Genomic DNA, 18,195 nt, shown 5'->3' with positions numbered 1-18,195 from the left:
CACACCAGACCCGGCGGACCAAGCCCGGGCAGCTCACTTCCCAGACAGGAGCCGCGCACATGCACACCCCAGCCGACACCACGAGCCGCGTCTGGTTCATCACCGGCGCGAGCCGGGGCCTCGGCCACGCCTTCGCCGAAGCGGCGCTGAGGAGCGGCGACCGCGTCGCAGGCGCGGCCCGCACCGCGGCCCCGCTGGAGGAGCTTGCGGCCGCCTACCCAGGGCAGGTCCTGCCCCTCGGGGTGGACGTGACCGACCGCGATGCGGTGTTCGCCGCCGTGACCGAGGCAGTCGGCCACTTCGGCCGGCTCGACATCGTCGTCAACAACGCCGGAATGCTGTCGATGGGCATGGTCGAGGAGTTCACCGAGGCCGAGGCCCGGGCCCAACTGGACCTCAACTTCTTCGGCGCGCTCTGGGTCGCCCAGGCCGTCATGCCCGTCCTGCGTAAGCAGGGCTCCGGCCACCTCGTGCAGGTCTCCAGCATCGCCGCTCTGGGGGGCTTCCCCAGCACCGGCCTCTACAGCGCCGGCAAGTTCGCCCTGGAAGGCCTCAGCGAAGCCCTCGCCGCGGAGGCTGCCGGCTTCGGGGTGAAGGTCAGCATCGTCCAGCCGGGCGGCTACTGGACGGACCTCTACACCGCCATGCGCAGCACCAGCCCCATGGAGCCGTACGCGCCGCTGCGGGAGGAACTGGCCAAGCAGTTCGCCGAGGGGGCGGTCGACAGCGATCCGCAGCTCGCTGCGGCGGCGCTGCTCAAGCTGGTCGGCAGCGATGATCCGCCGCTGCGTCTTCTGTTGGGGAGCATGGTCTATGACCTCGCGTTCGACATCGCCCACACGCGCATGGACACCTGGGCGGCGTGGGAGCACGCCAGCCGTGCCGCCGAACACGCGATTCCCGCGCCCGCAGTCGCGGATGGGGAGACCGGCTCGCAGCGGGAAACGCGATGAACCGGCGGCCCCGAGGCTCGGGCCGGACCAGGTCCTACGGGCCACCGGGGGTGCCAGGCGCCGTCACCAGGACGGCACGTGCACCCTCGGGGAAGACCGGCCATCTGGCGGGGTCCGGACGGGGCAGGGCGGACCGATCATTTCATTCCCGAGGGGGTCGCGACATGTCGTTCCGTACCACGGCCGAGGTCGTCCACCGCTTCAACCGCGCCTTCATCGACCATGACACCTCCTCGCTCGCCGGCCTGATTGCCGATGACTGCGTGATGGAGGCGAAAGAGCCGGCCCCCGACGGGACCCGCTACGAAGGCCGCGCCGCGTGCCTGGAGTTCTGCCGGGCACTCGCCGAGGACCGTACGGGCCGGTTCGACCCAGAGGCCGTCGTTGTCACCGGTGAACGGGCGACGGTGCGCTGGCGGTACCGCTTCGGCGATGGACCGGCCGACTCGATCCGGGGCGTGACGCTCGTGCTCGTACGGGACGGGTTGATCGTCGAGTCCCTCGGTTACGGCAAGACCACCAGCGACCTCCCGTCGGCCGGGGCCGAAATCCACGGAAAGCAAAGGACGTCCTGACGTGCGCGTGTTGTTGGTGGCGTACGGTTCGCGCGGAGATGTAGAGCCGATGCTCGCGCTCGAGGCGGTTCTGCGAGCATGCGGTGAGGAGATGCAGGTATGTGCCCCGCCGGACTTCGTGGAGCTGCTGGAGGGGATTGACATCCCCTTGGCGCCGCTCGGCCAGTCGCCGCACGCGATGGCGAACGCCGCGGTGACGGGAACGACGGAGGACCGGCCGACGAAAAACCTGTCGGTGTGCGTGGCCCGGATGGTCGCCGCGACGTACGACCTGCTCGCCGCGGCGGCCGACGGATGCGACGTCGTGGTGACGGCCGGTCTGATCCCGGCGGCGGCCGCCGCGCGGGCGGTTGCCGAGAAACTGGGCGTCCCGTATGTGTTCGTCGCCCACTCCCCGACGTACCTGCCGTCACCGCACCACCCGCCGTTGGCGTGGCCGGGGTGCCCGCACCCGCCGGAGGTGACGGACAACCGGGTGCTGTGGGCATTGAACGGCGAGCACCTGAACGCGTTGTTCGGCGAGGGGGTCAACACCCACCGGGCGGCGATCGGCCTGCCGCCGGTGGACGACATCCGCGACCACGTCCTCACCGGCCGCCCCTGGCTGGTGTCGGATGCGACCCTGAGTCCGTGGCTGCGGCCGGCGGATCTCGACGTTGTGCAGACTGGTGTGTGGATACGGCCGGACGACCGCCCCCTCCCGGCCGACCTGGACGCGTTTTTGAAGGCCGGCACACCACCGGTGTACGTGGGCTTGGGGAGCATGCCCGTGCGTGACGTCCAGGGCACCGCTCGGGCCGCTGTGGAGGTGATCCGTGCTCAGGGCCGGCGCGTCGTCATCGGCCGCGGCTGGCCCGACCCGGCGGTGACTGACGGCCAGGGCGACTGTTTCGCTGTCGGTGAGGCCAACTTGCAGGCACTTTTCACCCGGGTAGCCGCCGTCGTGCACCACGGGGACGCGGGCACCACGACGGCGGCCGCCCTGGCCGGCGTGCCGCAGTTGGTGGTACCGCAGATGGCGGACCAGCCGTACTGGGCGAGCCGGGTGGTTGACCTGGGCATCGGCGCAGCGCACGACGGACCGGGGCTGACGTACGAGTCCCTGTGGGTCGCGCTCAGGACGGCCCTGAACCCCGGGACCCGGGCACGAGCGGACGCCGTGGCGGTCACGATCCGCACGGACGGGACGACGGTGGCCGGGAAGCTGCTACGCGACACGGTCGGCCGAGGAAGGCCACTCGTGGCGGGATGAGGCGCACGGTGGCCGTCCGCCCGGGAAGGTACGCCGCCGCCGGGCGTCGTGGCCGCGTCCGATGCGCCAGCGGCTCCTGAATGGCGAGTACGTCGGGGGCACGACCGGCTGCCACCCGGGCCGGGACAACGGGATCTGCACCGCGCGCGTTCTGCAGCGCCTCGTGGTGCAACTCGCTGCACCCGGCAGGGCCGGCACCTGGCCTTGCCCACATCAAGGACGAAGCAGGGACGGATCTCTGACACGCCGCGGACCTTCAGATCCGTCATATCAACGTTCACGAAGAGCACATCGGGGGAGTCATCAATGTCTGTGAGTGCAAGAAATCGGACGTGGACATGGGCGTCCGGCCGTGAGGTACCGGTGGCCGAGAGGTTCGACTGGTTCACCGAGACGGTGTCCACGGACCTGTTGCCCGTGGAGATCAAAACCGATCGGGCGCGTGACTTCCACGCCGACATCGGGGCAGTCGAGCTGGGCGCGCTCACGGTGTCGACGCTCGAGTTCTCGCCCGTATGGTCGCGCCGTACTCAGGCGCACATCAGGCGGGGCGACCCCGAGCAGTACCAACTCGCGCTGGTTCAGGACAATGCGCTGAAGGCCTGCCAGTTCGGCCGGGACTCCAGCCTGGTCGTCGACGGCTTCATCGTGACCAACACCTCGGCCCCGTTGGAGTGCGACACCGACCGCGAGGGCGGACCGATCCGCGTGATCGTCCTTCAGATCCCGAGATCGGAGCTGCCCCTGCGAGCCAGCCGCGCCGACCACCTCGTTGCCCGTCGGCTTCCCCGCACCGGCCTCGGGGCGGTGTTGGCCGATTTCCTGACGAGCCTTCGCGACAACGGCCCGGATTGCCGGAGCGAGGAGCTCCCGGCTCTCGGGCGGGTGGCCCTGGAGATGGCCACGGCCTACCTGGCCGAGCAGCTCGGCACTCTGGAGTGCACTGCACCCGAGATCCGTGCCCGTGCTCTTCTGGAGCGGGCCAAGGTCTTCATCGAACGCAACCTGGGTGACCCCGAGCTCACCCCCCGAGCGGTCGCCGACCACCACAACATCTCGCTGCGCGGCCTCTACGCGCTGTTCGGGGACGAGCCCGAGGGCGTCGCTGCCCTCATCAGGACCCGCCGCCTCGAGCGCTGCCGCGCCGATCTCGCGCGGCGCGAGCTGTCCGGGCTGTCCGTTCAGGTGATAGCCGCCCGCTGGGGCTTCTCCAACGCCACCGTCTTCGGCCGCGCCTTCCGCCAGGCCTACGGTCTCACTCCGGGGGAGTACCGCGGCCACGCGCTGGGTCCCGGCTCTGCACGTGGAGTCGAGAGATCCTGCACGCTGCGGCGACCAAGGCCGACCGTGCGCGCCTAGATTCGATTGTCGTTGGTGAGGCGGGAAACACCCGCTTCAGCTTGTCGAGGAGCAAAAGGGGAGTGGGCGTGAAGGTACTGGTGCTGGGTTCCACCGGCTACATAGGGTCGGCCGTGGTGCGACGGCTCGCGGCGGAGGGCCACCAGGTGGTCCACTTCATGAAGGACGCGAGCCGGCCGCCGACCGAGGCAACGATGGTGGTGGGCGACCTGACCGACCCGGCCTCGCTGCGGGCGGCTGTCACCGATGACATCGACGCCGTGGTGAACCTCGCTACGCCGACCGGCGACGAGGCAGTGGACACGGCGGCCGTGGACGCGCTCACCGAGCGGCTGCGCGGCTCCGGACGCGCCTTCGTCTACACCAGCGGCGTGTGGGTGCTCGGCGCCACCGGCGACGCGGCAGTCGACGAGGACGCGCCCACGAATGCGATCGCCATCGTCGGCTACCGTCCGCGGATCGAGCAGCGGGTCCTGGCCACGGGCGGGGAGGACGTACGAGCCGTCGTTGTGCGGCCCGGCATCGTGTACGGCCGGGGCGGCGGCATTCCCGGGCTGATGACCGGCTGGGCGCGCGAGCACGGCACTGGCCGTTACGTCGGATCGGCCGCGACCCGCTGGCCGATGGTCCACGTGGACGACCTCGCCGACCTGTTCGTGCTGGCGGTGACCAAGGCCAGTTCGGGCAGCGTGCTGCACGGCGTGGCACACGAGGCGGTACCGGTCGCGGCGCTGGCTGCGGCGGCCGACGTCGCCGCGGGCGGCACCGGCCGGGCCGAACCCTGGCCGCTGGAGGAGGCTGCCGAGGCCGTGGGCGGCCCCTTCGCCGAGGCCCTGGGCCTGAACCAGGTGGTGTCCGGGCAGCGTGCCGTCACCGAACTCGGCTGGCGCCCCAGCCGCCCGTCCGTCCTGACCGAGCTGGCCGGAGGCTACCGTGGCTGACCTCACCGGTTCGACGCTGCCCATCTGCCGCACGCAGTACGCCATCCCGCGCCCCGACTGCCCGGTCTGCCTGGACGAGCGCCAGTACGTGGGACGCGACGGCCAGCAGTGGACCAGCCTCGCCGAGTTGCGCGCCGAAGGTCACCAGGGCCGCTTCGAGGAGCAGGGTCCGGACGTCCTCGGGATCGGCTGCACCCCCGAGTTCGCCATCGGCCAGCGTGCCCTGCTGCTGCGCACGGCCGCCGGCAACGTGCTGTGGGACTGTGTGCCCTACCTCGACGACGCAGTGATCCGAGAGGTACGGGAGCTCGGCGGCATTACCGCGATCGCCATCAGCCACCCCCACTTCTACTCGGCCATGGTCGACTGGGCGCACGCCTTCGACGCCCCCGTCTACCTGCACGAGGCTGACCGCCGCTGGGTCGGCCGCCCTGACCCAGCCCTGCGCTACTGGAGCGGGCAGACCCACCGGCTGACCGACGAACTGACGTTGATCAACCCGGGCGTCCACTTCCCGGGCAGCACCGTCATGCACTGGAAGGCAGGCCAGGGTGCCCTGTTCACCGGCGACATCGTCAACGTCGGCCCCGACCCCCGCTGGGTCAGCATCATGTACAGCTACGCCAACCACATCCCTGAGCGCCCCGACGCCGTCCGCGCCGCCGGCAAACTGCTCGCCGGGTACCGCTTCGACCGGATCTACGGCGCCTGGTGGGACCGCGTCGTCACTGCCGACGGCAACGAGGTCCTGGCAAGGTCGGTAGACCGCTACCTGCGTTTCGAACAGGGACTGCCGACGGAGAGCGGTTCATGACCCCCTCCGCACACGTCTGACGTCATGAGCACCTCGCCACCTGCGATCACAGTCATGTCGAGAGCCGACGGGGCCACTTGGCGCACGGGCTGCGTGGACCGTGACACTGCCTGACCGGTTGTGCGGTCGGCGAGGTGCTCGGAGGACATCTGCCTGCGACCGGCGGTTTCGGCGAGAGCGGGGAACGGAGACCTGATGGTGGGCCGGCCGTCGTCGTCTGATGGTGCGGTGCGTAGGAGGTACGTGTTCCTGGACACCGCATCGGCGTCTCTCGCAGCTCCGACGGGTGTCGTGTTCTCGGACGGGACCGCGATCGTCGGCGCGGGCGCTTCAGCGTCGGCCGGCCGGACCGAATTCGATCAACCCGGTTGTCCGGCCATGGAAGGGTACTGCGGGCTGACCGACACGGCGTGGGAGCGGATCAAGGATCTGCTCCCACGCCGGGCGGTGGCGGCGTCGATCAGCGCCGGTAGAACACGTTGAGTTGGCCCTGGAACCAGGCACCCCCGACCTGTACGTGCCGTGCTTCCGAGACCTCCAGAGCATGAGCACCGGCGGCAGGCCGCTGCCCGCCAGGCTGCCCTCCACACGATGAGCCGCTACGCTACCGAGCCCGCTACCGACTTCATCTGAAGACAGCGAGCGGACATCTCCCGGCTGCCCGCCGCCGGACCGGCACGGCCAAGGCGCTGCCACCTCTCGGTTGCCGGACTGCTCGCCTCCTTCTACCTCTACGCGGGCATGGCCAAGGTGGTCCGCAGCCGCGATCTGCTCGGCCCGATGATGGCTTGGGTGGACCGCATACCGCTGGTCTGCCGTCAGGGCGCTGGGAACGCTCGAAGTTCCGGGTGCCGCGGGGCTGCTACTGCCACGGGCGACCGGCAGGGCGCCCTGGCTGGCCCTGGCCGCGGCCATCGGGTTCGTGCTCCTGCAGATCGCTGCGATCACCGTGGATCGACTGGCGAAGACCGGCAGGTCATGCTCAACGCCGGGCCCTGGCCGCATGATCCTCGCCCTGGGACCGCAATTGAGGCCCCAGGGCGAAGGACTGCTCATTGGCGTAGGCCGTGAGCCTCACGGTGCCAGATCTCCGGCGGGGGGAACTGCTAGATCCAGTACCCCGACCACTGCTGCTCCTGCGGGTTGTCTGCTGCACACGACCACAGCGTGAGCCAGGTGCCGTTGGTCAGAGAACCGCCCTTGTTGGTGATGCATTTGCCACCGAAGACGGTATAGGTGTTGTACTGGCTGGACACGAACTCCTGCGGAGAGCCGTAGGAGTAGTCACAGGTCCACAGGGTCAGGACAGCGCCGTTGACATCGCTGCCGTTCCCCGAGGGGGTCAGGCACTTGCCACTCACCTTGTGGACAAGGTGGTTGCGGTCCCATCCCCACTGCTGCAGGTCGCTGCCCGTGCAGTCCCATGTGGTGATCACGGTACCGTTGCCGGTCCCGTTGCCTTGCGGGGTGGCGCAGGCGTGATACCAGCCGTTCGTGTTGTCGAAGATGCCCCAGCTGCTGACGCTGGCGCTGGCCGGGCTGGTGGAGATGGCGGAGATGCCCAGCAGCGTGAGCAACAGAGTGAGAACAGCGGAGAGCTTGCGCATCTGGTCGCTTTCTTAATTGCCTATCGCGAAATGGCGGTTATGAGGGCTCATGGTGTGCAGTGCGGCTGGGAGCAGACCTGGCCCGGCGCCCGCGCAAATCGCTCAAGCGTGCGAAGGTTGACCATCGGAGGCTATGCCGTGCACCTGACACCTGCAAGATTATTTGCAAGCTACAAGATCAACGGTTGGGCTCGTGCTGCCTTGCGGCGGGGGTGGAACCAGCGGTTCGGCCGGGGCAAGCCCAGTACTGTCAGCGTGCCACCGTCAACACCCCGGCACCACAGGCAAGTTCACGCGATCAACGGTTACGAAGATGTTGGAAGACCCGAACGTCTTACAGCTCCGGCTTCCGAGCCCGGCTCGATCTCGCCCCGCAGGACGGTGACCTGCGATCTCGCACTTCGTCCGGTAGCGTGGCGTGGACCCACCGGCGGAACGAGGAGATCGACACCTTCAGCTTGTGTTGGTCACGCAGGCGCTGGTGGATCGTGGAGACGGTCACCCTGCCCAGCAAGTGCTTGATGTAGTCGCGTGAAGTGGCAGCTTCCGCGCCGCAGGTCCACTCCGGTCACGGTGATCTCGGCGAAGAGCCACGCCAGGTCGGGCTCGGCGCCGGCCAGTGCCGCGAGGGGAGTGGCCACGGTCGCCCACCAGATGCCGTCCTGCAGCGGAGCTCAGTACAGCGGGACGACTCCGGCCAGGTCCCCGGCGATCCACCAGCTGGTTGCGGTGCGCAGCGGGGTGTTCCGCTGGAGCGGCAAGCCGGGTGAGCGGAGCGCGGTCGGCGGGCCGACTGGTGCTCTGTACCGGGTCCCTTGGACCTGTACGCCGCCAATGAGACGGACGTCGGCCCGTGGCGCTACCGGGCGGGCGGCTGGTCGCGCATCGGAGATGCCGGAGCGGGGTTCGGAGCCAGGGCGACCGTATTTATCGGTTGGACAAGGGTCGCGCAGGTGTGTGGGAGCGGGCGGGATCGAACTGGCGACGCATTGGGGGTTCTGTCCGCTCGCTCGTAGTGGTCAATTGCCCCTGGGTGGCCACCGTCTCCGGCAATCCCCTTTGTCCGCGGACAACGGGATTGTCCGCGCCTGAACTGGGCTTTCGGCGAGTTTGGTTGACGGACAATCAGCGACGATCCAGCGTGAGGTGACCGCCAGTCGCCTGGCATGAAGCGGAAGCCTCGATAGTGCCGACGGGGCGCCCGCCTGCCCCGCAGGGGGCCGCCAGGGTTTCCCGGTGGTCGACCAGACAGGGCGCCGACGCGACCGGCACCTTCCATCGATAGGAGTGAATGTGCTCAAACGCAGGGTCGTTTCTCTCACCATCGCGGCCGCAGCCCTCATCGGGTGTTCCGTCGCCGCCTCACCCGCGGCCTACGCGGCGTCCTGCTACGGCAGTACGTGCTCCAACAAGGGGCCGAAGGGGACCGGTTGCGACGCCAACGCCTTCAACCTGCGTGACTTCGTACTGAAGGGCGGATACTACGAGCTGCGGTGGTCGAACACGTGCCACGCCGCATGGATACGCGCCTCCGGTGCCGGCGCCGCAGGTGCCAGTGCGGTGATCCAGCGCGTTCTCCTCGACGGCGGCGGCGGTGTCGACGTCCAGGAAGAGCGCTTCGTCGCCGTGAGTAAGGGGCAGCTGGACTGGTCCAACATGGTGGGCACCAACTACGGCTCCTACTACCGAGTCTGCGGTACGTACTTCAACTTCCCGGCTAGCACCCTAGATTGCGGGGCTCTGGTCTACCACGATTGATAGGCAGCCGACGGAGCCCTCGTCGACAAGCTCAGTGGGTGGGGCACCGGCGTAGGCCGCGTTGCCCTGCCCCGCATGTCGCCCCGTGCCTTCAGGCGTTCCTCACCCCATCCATCGGAGGTTATCCATGCGCAGACGCATCGTCGCGCTGTTCCTGTCCAGTACAGCACTGTGCGCACTCGCTGCCCCACAAGCCCTCGCTGGCTCCGCATCCGCTACATCCGCCTCCGCGTTGGCCGGTTGCGGATGGGTGCCAGAGGACATCGATGGCGGCGGGTGGTACGCCACCGCACACGAGGCAGTCAACATGCGATCGGGTGCCAGCACAGGGTGCTCCATCAACGGTGTGGCCTATCCCGGCCAGGCCCTCGACTACCACTGCTTCGCCAACCCCCTGGCTGACGACGACTACAACTGGACGTACGTGCGGAACGTGAGCACGGGTGTCGAGGGGTGGATCCGTCACGACTTGCTCAGCGACCACGGCAGCAAGGTGCGGTGCCGGTGACAGGCCCACGTTCCTGGTGGCCCTCGCTCGCGCTGGAGTGAGGACCTGCCATGAGTGACGAAATGGTGGTGCGTGCCCAGCGGTTCGTGAACACCATGTACGGCGACCGCATCAGGATGACCATCGACGAAGATGGTCAAGTGGGCTGGAACACGATGTACGCCCTGACCCGCGCCCTGCAGGTGGAGCTGCAGATTCCGACCCTGTCGAACAGTTTCGGTCCCGCCCCCCTGTCGACCCTGACAGCCAGATACCCCAGCCTCAACGCCTCTACGGTGCCGTCCCACGACTTCTGCCGCATCATCCAGTCCGCGATGTACTGCGGAGGGGGTGTCGGCGGGTCGACGTTGGCGAGGGTGTCGCACGCGTTGTGGATGCAGTCCGAGATGCCGGTACTGAGGCCGGAAGAGGGGATGCCGGCGATTCCGAACGGCTCGTGGTCCGAACCGCCCACTCCGACGTCGAAGGTGGCGAGGCCCAGCGCCGCGAACCACGCCTGGAACGCCTGGAATCCGGCGCTCTCGCCGTGCTGCGCGTCGTTGACCACGAACCACTGTCGGGTGTTCTTGCTGCCCGCCTGGTCCAGGTTGAGATACAGGTCGATGGCCTTGTGGTCGGACGGTGACAGGCTCTGAACGTAGTGTGCGGAGCCGATCAGCCCCGCCTCCTCCGCTCCCCACCAGGCGAAACGCAGGTGCCGTGCGGGCTTGAGACGGGACTCAGCCACCTTGAGTGCGGCGGCCAGGACCGCCGCCGAGCCGGAACCGTTGTCGTTGATCCCTGGACCGGCCGGAACGCTGTCGAGGTGGGCGCCGGTGAGCAGGACGTGTTGCGGGTCGCCGCCCGGCCAGTCAGCGATCAGGTTGTAGCCGTCCGCGTCGGCGTGCGAGAAGTGGCGCAGCTGGGTGCGGAAGCCCACCCGCTCCAGCGCGTGCCGCACGTACGCCACCGACTGCGCGTAACCCCGAGTGCCGTGCGCGCGGTTGCCGCCGTTGCGGTCGGTGATCCGCTGCAGTGCGCGCAGGTGCGGCATCACCTCCGCCTGCGACACGGTCGGCGCGCCGGACCCCTGCGCGTACTCCGCGAGGCTGGCTGTCGTACGGGCAGCGGCCGGTTCCGCATCCGCCGGGAGGAGCGCGGCGACCAGGGCCAAGGCCGCCACCACCAGGGCCGTCCAAGCCCTGCGGCCACGACGTCGCGGGTAAGAGGAATGCAGCAACGGGAACCTCCGAGGGCTGCTGAGGCGACACAAAAGGTGCCGTCCAGGACGGGGGAACGCCCCTCACCCCTTTACGACGTGCGACGCACGGCGGGGTTGCCGCCACTCCCAAAACGAGTCGGCGCAGGCCGTCCACACGGGCGGCCCCGACGGCCGGGCTCTGTGCGTGGACGGGCCGACGGCGGTCGAAGTGGGCTTACCGCAGCCAGAGGTGTGCGTGGTTCAGTCGGACAGCTTCCACGTCTGGCAGCCGCTGGTGCGGAATACCTTGTCGGTGGCCGCGATGGTGACGGTCTCGGCGCCCATGGAGGCGTTGGCGCTGATCAGGTCCTTGGCCTCACCACTGGTCCCGCTCAGCCGAGCCCTGTTGCAGGAGGCGACCGGGTAGCCCTGGGGGCCCTCACTGCGATAGGTGCCGGGCCGGATGTCCCGCCCGACGAGGCAGACTCCGTCCCCCTCGATCTGTCCCGCCTTCACCTGCCCGGCCTCCGTGGAGCGTGCTGGGGCCGACGACGGTGGCAGGGAGGCGTTCTCCGTACGGGTGGGTCACCGTCACTGCGGGAGTCGGGCTTTCGCTGGACGACGAATGCCTTGCCAAATCCGCCACCCTGCCCGTCCAGACCAATCCGCCGCCCCGGCCCACCGTCAGGAGGGAATCCGGCATCCGGCGCGAGCACCTCGCCGTTGATCCAACAACAGCCCAGGCCGCAGGCTCATGAGCACTGGCGAGTGCCAGCGCGGGCACAGGGCGTGCCGAGGTTGTCGGTCAGGCTTCCTTGAGCGCTCGGGCGTCCTGACGCAGTACGGCTTGCATCGCGCGGCGGAGCCTCTCGCCCGGGGCCACGCCGATCTGCTCGCGCAGTAGACGGCCGGCGCGGTGGAAGGTGTGCAGGGCGTCTGCCTGTCGGCCCATGGAGTAGTAGGCGCGGATGAGGCCCACATACAGGTCCTCACGCAGTGGTTCCTGCTCGATGAGTTCGGTGAGCCGTTCGACCGCGCTGTCGAACCCGCCGAGTTCTACGTCGATGAGTGCGCGCAGTTCCACAGCGGCCACGCGTTCCGCGTCGAGAGCCTCCGCACGGTGTCGGAGGCGGCCGGAGGAGATGCCCGCAAGCGCCGGGCCACGCCACCACTCCAGTGCGACATCCAGTTCCCGGGCCGCGCTCTCGTACTCCCGGCGCCCGAACAATTTCCGGGCGTTGCGGACGGCCTCTCGCGCCTGGAAGACGTCCACATCGCTTGGTGCGGTCAACAGCCGGTATCCAAAGCCGTGCGAGGCCAGTGCCCTTGGCGGGGCTCCTGCCTGCTGGAGCGCCTGCCGGATCCGCCAGGCGGATGTCTGCAGCTGACCCGATGCCGTACGCGGTGGTGCGCCGTCCCACGACTCCGCCATGAGCGTCTCTTTGGAAACGACCTGTCCTGGTCTGAGCGCCAGAGCCGCGATGAATCTGACCTGACGCTGCCCGCGCACCAGGACCGGGGTGCGGTCGTGCACCAGGGCCACCGGGCCCAGGAGCCGGACCTTCACGATGCCGATGGCGTTCAAGGTTCCTCCAGTACATGTGGGAGCGGACTTCGTGGACGGGAACCGCGTAGGCCGATCGTGCGGTTATCACTGGGGACCTCAGCGTCTGGAACTGGGAGATTGTCCGTCAACACAGCTCGGAGAAATGGCAGGTGGCGAGTGGACAATGGGCGTTGTCCACGGACGGGATGCGGCGGGGGGCAACGTCGTGTGTTCGCGGGATGTCTCGGTGAGTGGCGTTGGAGAGAGTTCGGAGAGAGCGCCCGTGTCCACTGATGCGTGATGGCCCCGGCTGCGGGCCGTGGGGTCGGAGCTCAGCCCGGCTGTGCCCCGGCTCTCTTCGAACGGAGGGCAGGAAGCACGTTTTGAGAAGACGAACGAGACAGCGACGGGCGCGGGTGCCCGTAGTGGTCGGGGCGGCGATGACGTTGCTGGTGACGCTGTGCGGACAGGCCGGCGCCTCCGAAGACCCGAAGATCCCGGACGGCAGCACGCAGGGATGGTCGGCCGAGGCAACCGGCCAGACATCAAAGGCCGCGCGCGAGCCCGCCGGGGCCATCCCCGCCACACAGCGCGAGGCCATGCAGGGCAAGGGGTATGCCTCCTCCAAGGACGTGGCATGGACCACGTCCGGGGATGCCGAGGGCTTCCACGTCATGGTGGCCGACGCCTCCCATGGATACGAGTGGAAGACCGCCGCGACACTGTCGGAGCCAGGATTCGAAGCAGACAGCTGGATCGGCAACGCCTGCGTCAGTCAGTCGGGCAAGCGCGCGGCGGTCGCCTATGCGCCCCGGACTTTCACCAACAAGCCGGAACTGATGGTGCGCGGGGCGTTCACCGCCGTCGTGGACCTGGAGTCGGGGGAGGTCACCAAGCTTGCGCGCCAGGCGACGCTGGCGTATTTCTCTCCCGGATGCGGGACGGGCGAGGAGGCCGTCTTCAGCCAACTCTCCCAGGACGGGGACAAGGAGGTCGGCACCCGGCTGATATCGGTCGACCTCGCGCGCCGCGAGGTTGGTGCACCCCTGCCACTCAACGGTCAGGTGACCTCCGCCGTACCGACGGCGCACGGCATCGTGGCGGCCTCCGGCGGGCGGCTGGTCAGAATCGGCGGGACGGGGGAGCAGACGACGATCGCCCGGACACAGGGCGTGCCGTTCCAGCTGCGGGCCGACAAGGACGGGGGCGTCACGTTCATCGACAGGGCTCCCGGACCGGCCACGCCGAAGGCCGACGAGGGCGACAGCCAGGCCCGCCGGGTCAGCGCCGAGCAGATCATGAAGGGCAACGCCAAACCCACCACCCTGGCACGCGGCCCACTCACCGACTGGGACCTGGCGTCCTCGGCCGACGGGACGGTGTACGTCACCGGCCAGGCCAAGACCGAGGGGACTCTGCCGAGCAGTGTGAAAAACCGCGGTGACCTCTCCAAGGACGACCGTATCTCCACCCGGGGTGCGACCGCGGTGAGCACGGCATGGGCCGCGGGGGAGAAGTCCCCGCTAAGGGCCGAGGCCGAGGGGGAGGGCCGCGTCATCCGGACCGAGTTGCACCTGCTCGGAACCGGGAAAAAGACCCAGCTTGAGACTCTGCCGGGCGGGCACCCGCTCGGCAGGGCAGAGGAACGCTCCCGGGGAACGGCGACCTCCCCGGCCCTGCTCGGGCCGGGAAGGAGCACGCGGACCGCGAAGACCTCGGCGGCCGGCTCCCCGAGCGACCCGGTGGAAGCGGAGCGGACGTGCGCTGTGCCGCGCAACGACATCCGCAAACAGGCTTTCCAGCCGACTCCCCGCCAGGTCGAATGGGCCGTTGACCAGGCGGTGGCCGGCACGCTCAACAAGCAGGTCTCGCGGTCGGACGGTTGGAAGGGCATGGGCATGTCGGCCTACCAGCCGCAGTCCCTGTTTCCGCTGCATCTGATGTATGGGGACACCAACGGGGTGCCGGACCGCGTCGACGACTGGCACATCCCCGCCCAGGTGCTGCTCGGAATCACCGCGCAGGAATCCAACATGTGGCAGGCCACTCGGTTCGCCGTGCCCGGGGTGACGGCGAACTCGCTGATCGGCAACTTCTATGGGGTCAACTACTACTCCGACGGTCAGCAGATGGATCCATGGGCGATCGACTGGGCCAAGTCGGACTGCGGGTACGGCATCACCCAGGCCACCGACGGAATGCGGCTTGCCGATCGTGGGATTGAGCTGACCACGACGCAACAGGACGCTATAGCACTGGACTACACGGCGAACATCGCCGCCGGTGCGAACATCCTCGTCGAGAAGTGGAACCAGACGGCGCGGGCGGGGCTGACCGTCAATGACGGGCATCCGAAGTACCTGGAGAACTGGTTCTTCGCCCTGTGGGCCTACAACTCCGGTTTCAAGGAAAAGGGAAGCGACCCGGCGGGTGGCGACGCGCACTGGGGAGTCGGATTCACGAACAATCCCGCCAACCCCCTCTGGAAGTACAACCGTACGCCGTTCCTGGAGAAGTCGGACGGGTCCGACGACTACTCGCACGCGGCGCATCCCCAGGACTGGCCGTACCAGGAGAAAGTGATGGGCTGGGCCGCTCGTCCGCTGGCCGCTTTGTTCAGCCCGGGAGACACCCAGCCGGGGTACCGGCCCGCGTGGTGGTCCTCCAACAAGGACCGTACGTCGGCGAAACCTCCGATCGACCTCTTCTGCACGATGCAGGACAACAACTGCGACGCCGGCCGCATCAAGGACGGTGACTCCAACGAACCGGGTCAGGGAGCCTGCACCCTCGATCAGCCGGAGAACGTCAACCCGCACTGGCTGCATTGCTGGTGGAATACCTCCGTGCAGTGGAAAGACTGCAAGGCCCGTGCGCAGTGCGGCAACGCGATCCACCGGTTCAACGACACCTACCCCGAGCAGCCGGACGGCACCTCCTATCCTCCGGTGTGCGGTCTGAGCGGCCTTCCCGCCGGGACCAAAGTGGTCGAGAACACCCCCAACGGCTCGACGCCGGCGGGCAGTGCGAACAGATCATGCGGGGCAACCGCCTCGGCCGGTACGTTCGGGTTCCAATTCGCCAACTGGAACAACACCTATCCGGGAAAGATGGATCTGCATCAGATAGGTGCGGGCAACGACAATCATTTCTGGTTCTCCCATACGCGGAACAAGGAGAACGTCCAGCCGGGCACCAACGACGGCACCCGGCTGCTCATCACCGGCACTTGGACACTCGGCGAGCCGAACATCGGCTGGTCCAGAGTCCTGGTACACCTCCCTGACCATGGGGCACATACCCGACAGGCCACCTATGTCGTCGGTGGCACGGACTCCACCTCGCCGGTGCGGGTGGTGCCGCAGCGCGCACGCGAGAACCGCTGGATGAGTCTGGGAGTGTTCCGCTTCACCGGCACGCCGTCGGTCTCCCTGTCGACCCACTCCCTTGACGGTGGTGGTGACGAGGACGTTGCGTGGGACTCCGTTGCGTTCCAGCCGTTGCCCGGCAAGCCGAAACACCAGATCGTGGCCATGGGTGATTCCTTCTCCTCCGGAGAGGGCGCCTCGAACGGAGACGACAACTACTATCCGGAGTCGAACTATCGGGACAAGAACAACAGTTTCACGCGCAATGCCTGCCACCGCTCCGACAAGGCGTGGTCGCGCCAGGCACAGCTGACCGGCACCTATACCTCGGTCGGTGAGCTCGCGGACACCCAGGACCCCGTCATGGACTACCACTTGATCGCCTGCTCCGGCGCACGCACCTACAACATCCTGAGATATCCGGAGAACGGTGAACTGCCGCAACTGGATCAGGGGTATCTCGACCAGAACACCACCTTCGTGCCGATCTCCATCGGCGGCAACGACTCACGGTTCTCCGACGTCATCCAGGAATGCCTGATCGCCATCGGAAACGGAAGCTGCGAGAGCGGGAAGTTCGACAGCAGAGACGAGAAGATCGACCGGGACACCGACGGGGACGGCAGGACGAATACGGAACGTGACAAGCACCTTCAGGGTCTCCCGATGGTGAAGGCTGTGCCCGCGTTGATCAGCGAGGTGGTGCGGGAGGACATCGTGAACGTCCTGCAGCGCATCCACGCCAAGGCGCCCAACGCCAAGGTCCTGCTCATGGGATACCCCAATCTGATCTCCGACGACGCGAGCTGTCTGCGGGTGGGGCCCCTGACCATCGGTATGTCGAAGGCGTCCAACGACTGGCTCGACCTCTTGGCCAAGCACTTGGCCGCCGAGATGGCGACCGCGGCGAAGATGGCCAGGGACGACGGAATCGACGCGCGGTTCGCGGACCCCACCCCCAATTTCAAGGGCAAAGGTGTCTGCGGCAGCCCGGAAAACATCCACGGCATCGTGAAGACCCTGACCAAGAGCGACGATCCGGTCAAGGACTGGCCGCTCCTGCGTGACTACGGCCTGTCGGCCCAGTCCTTCCATCCCAAGATCAGCGGTGCCCGGCTCTACGCGGACGCCATGGAATGGGCCGTCAACGGCTGGGTGATGTAGCGAAGGTCGGCCGGGGCCTCCCGCCGTGTTCACGGCCACGCCGGGTACGCGGCGGGAGGCCCTCGAAGCAGGCCGACATAGGACGAAGCCCGCGTCGGGCGGCATCAACGCATTCTGCGACCCCTCACCCCGTGACCACGAGTGAGCCGACGGGCCCGCTGATCCGATGCCAGTCGGCGCCGGCCCATTCCCACACCGCGGACCGGTTCTTGTCCAGCCGGTACAGCCGCTCGCCACGGGTACCGAAAGCCGCCCCCGTCTCACCGACCCGGGTCCAGCCACCGGATCGGTAGCGCCACAGCCCACCGTCCGCCGCGCTGTCGGCGTACACGTCGGAGGGGCTTGCGTGGAGGGCGGCCGCCGGACCGCCGACAGGGCTCCAGTCGCCACCCTCACCGTTCCAGCGGAACACGGCGGTGCGCTCGGGGTTGAGGCCGTACAAGTGGTGGTCCGTCACGGCGAAGTCGGCGCCGGCACCGCCGGCGTACGTCCAAACCTCCGCCTTGCCACGGTAGGCGAAGATCCTGCCGTCCACCGGGTCGGTGGCGAACAGGCCCGCTCCACCGCCGTAGATTCGTCCCGCCGGTCCGCCGACACGTGTCCAGCTTCCCCGAGCTCCGTCCCACCGATGGATCGCGCTGCGGTCCTGAGCCAGGCGGAATACGTCGGGCCCGCTGATGGCGAACTCGGCGGCGGGCTCGCTGATGCTCGCCCAGCTTCCGGGCGATTGACCGTACTTCAGTAACTCACGTGTGCCCGAGTCGATGGCGAACAACCCGGGCGCTCCGGCGTAGAGTTTCGTGGCCGGCGCGCCGATCTTCGTCCATGCGGTTCCTCTCCCGCTCCACTCCAAGACGGCGCTGTCCTTCTCGGAGATGGCATAGACACCGCCGTCGGCCGGCGCGGGGACGACGGTCGACGGCTGCTGCCCCGGCGACCTGCGGTCCGCGACCGTGGTGGAAGGCGGCGGTGCTGTGCGATCCGATCCGGACGGGCTCGACGCAGCGGGTGCGGGCCGGGAGGCGCCGGGCAACGGAGCGGCCCGCGGGCCGGTGGCGACCGGTGAAGCGGGTGGTTGAGGCGAGGAGCTGGCGGGTGTTTCCTGCGGGCCGGATCCCTGGACAGGGCGCGGGGGCGGAGGGGGGTGAGGTGAGGCGAAGGGCTGTCGAA

The 18,195-nt window shown here is 68.4% G+C and carries 15 protein-coding genes and 1 pseudogene; 11 read left to right on the top strand and 5 right to left on the bottom strand.

Translation table 11 applies throughout. The annotated features are described in order from the left end of the window. Positions 1–59: 59 nt before the first annotated feature. The 8 genes and pseudogenes from OG965_RS01730 (at position 60) to OG965_RS01695 (ending at position 6,965) form a co-directional block, all read left to right on the top strand. Positions 60–953 carry an SDR family NAD(P)-dependent oxidoreductase gene (locus OG965_RS01730; RefSeq protein ID WP_371648335.1) on the top strand — a complete coding sequence of 298 codons (894 nt, stop codon included), beginning with the start codon at positions 60–62 and terminating at the stop codon, positions 951–953. Positions 954–1,117: 164 nt separating this feature from the next. Then, positions 1,118–1,528, top strand: coding sequence for a nuclear transport factor 2 family protein (locus OG965_RS01725; protein ID WP_371648334.1), 411 nt, complete (start codon positions 1,118–1,120; stop codon positions 1,526–1,528). A 49-nt stretch (positions 1,529–1,577) separates the two neighbouring features. Beyond that, complete coding sequence (locus OG965_RS01720) at positions 1,578–2,780, top strand: glycosyltransferase (protein WP_371648333.1); 1,203 nt, start codon at positions 1,578–1,580, stop codon at positions 2,778–2,780. 363 nt (positions 2,781–3,143) lie between these two features. Continuing rightward, complete coding sequence (locus tag OG965_RS01715) at positions 3,144–4,139, top strand: helix-turn-helix domain-containing protein (protein WP_371648332.1); 996 nt, start codon at positions 3,144–3,146, stop codon at positions 4,137–4,139. A gap of 68 nt (positions 4,140–4,207) precedes the next feature. Next, positions 4,208–5,080 carry an NAD-dependent epimerase/dehydratase family protein gene (locus tag OG965_RS01710; protein ID WP_371648331.1) on the top strand — a complete coding sequence of 291 codons (873 nt, stop codon included), beginning with the start codon at positions 4,208–4,210 and terminating at the stop codon, positions 5,078–5,080. Further along, positions 5,073–5,894 (top strand): MBL fold metallo-hydrolase, encoded by an 822-nt coding sequence (locus OG965_RS01705; protein WP_371648328.1) that lies wholly within the window; start codon positions 5,073–5,075, stop codon positions 5,892–5,894. Before OG965_RS01710 ends, OG965_RS01705 begins: the two co-directional genes overlap by 8 nt. Positions 5,895–6,137: 243 nt before the next feature. Then, positions 6,138–6,377 carry a hypothetical protein gene (locus OG965_RS01700; RefSeq protein WP_371648326.1) on the top strand — a complete coding sequence of 80 codons (240 nt, stop codon included), beginning with the start codon at positions 6,138–6,140 and terminating at the stop codon, positions 6,375–6,377. Positions 6,378–6,635: 258 nt separating this feature from the next. Continuing rightward, a pseudogene (locus OG965_RS01695) lies at positions 6,636–6,965 on the top strand (DoxX family protein). Between the two features lie 35 nt (positions 6,966–7,000). Here the strand turns inward: OG965_RS01695 and OG965_RS01690 are convergent. Further along, positions 7,001–7,501, bottom strand: a complete 501-nt coding sequence (locus OG965_RS01690; RefSeq protein ID WP_371648324.1) for an RICIN domain-containing protein — start codon at positions 7,499–7,501, stop codon at positions 7,001–7,003. Positions 7,502–8,794: 1,293 nt separating this feature from the next. On the opposite strand from OG965_RS01690, the gene OG965_RS01685 reads away from it, so the two are divergent. Both OG965_RS01685 and OG965_RS01680 read left to right on the top strand, forming a co-directional pair. After that, positions 8,795–9,259 (top strand): DUF2690 domain-containing protein, encoded by a 465-nt coding sequence (locus OG965_RS01685; protein WP_371648322.1) that lies wholly within the window; start codon positions 8,795–8,797, stop codon positions 9,257–9,259. Positions 9,260–9,605: 346 nt separating this feature from the next. Beyond that, the gene (locus OG965_RS01680) at positions 9,606–9,767 is read left to right on the top strand and encodes a hypothetical protein (RefSeq protein ID WP_371648320.1); all 162 of its coding nucleotides are present in this window, start codon (positions 9,606–9,608) and stop codon (positions 9,765–9,767) included. 136 nt (positions 9,768–9,903) lie between these two features. Here OG965_RS01680 and OG965_RS01675 read toward each other — a convergent pair whose 3' ends face one another. The 3 genes from OG965_RS01675 to OG965_RS01665 form a co-directional block, all read right to left on the bottom strand. Further along, on the bottom strand, positions 9,904–10,932 hold the full coding sequence (locus OG965_RS01675; RefSeq protein ID WP_371648318.1) for a M20/M25/M40 family metallo-hydrolase: 1,029 nt from the start codon (positions 10,930–10,932) through the stop codon (positions 9,904–9,906). Between the two features lie 276 nt (positions 10,933–11,208). Then, positions 11,209–11,463: a hypothetical protein gene (locus OG965_RS01670; RefSeq protein WP_371648316.1), complete on the bottom strand. Its 255-nt coding sequence runs from the start codon at positions 11,461–11,463 to the stop codon at positions 11,209–11,211. Positions 11,464–11,752: 289 nt separating this feature from the next. Beyond that, positions 11,753–12,532 carry a BTAD domain-containing putative transcriptional regulator gene (locus OG965_RS01665; protein ID WP_371648315.1) on the bottom strand — a complete coding sequence of 260 codons (780 nt, stop codon included), beginning with the start codon at positions 12,530–12,532 and terminating at the stop codon, positions 11,753–11,755. Between the two features lie 401 nt (positions 12,533–12,933). Between OG965_RS01665 and OG965_RS01660 the strand changes: the two genes are divergently transcribed. Then, positions 12,934–17,025 (top strand): NocE, encoded by a 4,092-nt coding sequence (locus OG965_RS01660; protein WP_371648313.1) that lies wholly within the window; start codon positions 12,934–12,936, stop codon positions 17,023–17,025. 124 nt (positions 17,026–17,149) lie between these two features. Here the strand turns inward: OG965_RS01660 and OG965_RS01655 are convergent, their stop codons facing one another. After that, positions 17,150–17,800, bottom strand: a complete 651-nt coding sequence (locus OG965_RS01655) for a hypothetical protein (protein ID WP_371648312.1) — start codon at positions 17,798–17,800, stop codon at positions 17,150–17,152. Between the last annotated feature and the right edge of the window lie 395 nt (positions 17,801–18,195).

Origin of the sequence: Streptomyces sp. NBC_00224 (genome assembly GCF_041435195.1) — a bacterium.
GTDB lineage: Bacteria > Actinomycetota > Actinomycetes > Streptomycetales > Streptomycetaceae > Streptomyces.
The sequence above is the reverse complement of the archived record's forward strand: the minus strand, read 5'-3'. Positions and strand labels throughout refer to the sequence as shown.

Excerpts from the sequence above, each read along its gene's own strand:
- OG965_RS01730 (WP_371648335.1), top strand. The coding sequence starts at position 60 with ATGCACACCCCAGCCGACACCACGAGCCGCGTCTGGTTCATCACCGGC.
- OG965_RS01725 (WP_371648334.1), top strand. The coding sequence starts at position 1,118 with ATGTCGTTCCGTACCACGGCCGAGGTCGTCCACCGCTTCAACCGCGCC.
- OG965_RS01720 (WP_371648333.1), top strand. The coding sequence starts at position 1,578 with ATGCTCGCGCTCGAGGCGGTTCTGCGAGCATGCGGTGAGGAGATGCAG.
- OG965_RS01690 (WP_371648324.1), bottom strand. The coding sequence starts at position 7,501 with ATGCGCAAGCTCTCCGCTGTTCTCACTCTGTTGCTCACGCTGCTGGGC.
- OG965_RS01660 (WP_371648313.1), top strand. The coding sequence starts at position 12,934 with ATGACGTTGCTGGTGACGCTGTGCGGACAGGCCGGCGCCTCCGAAGAC.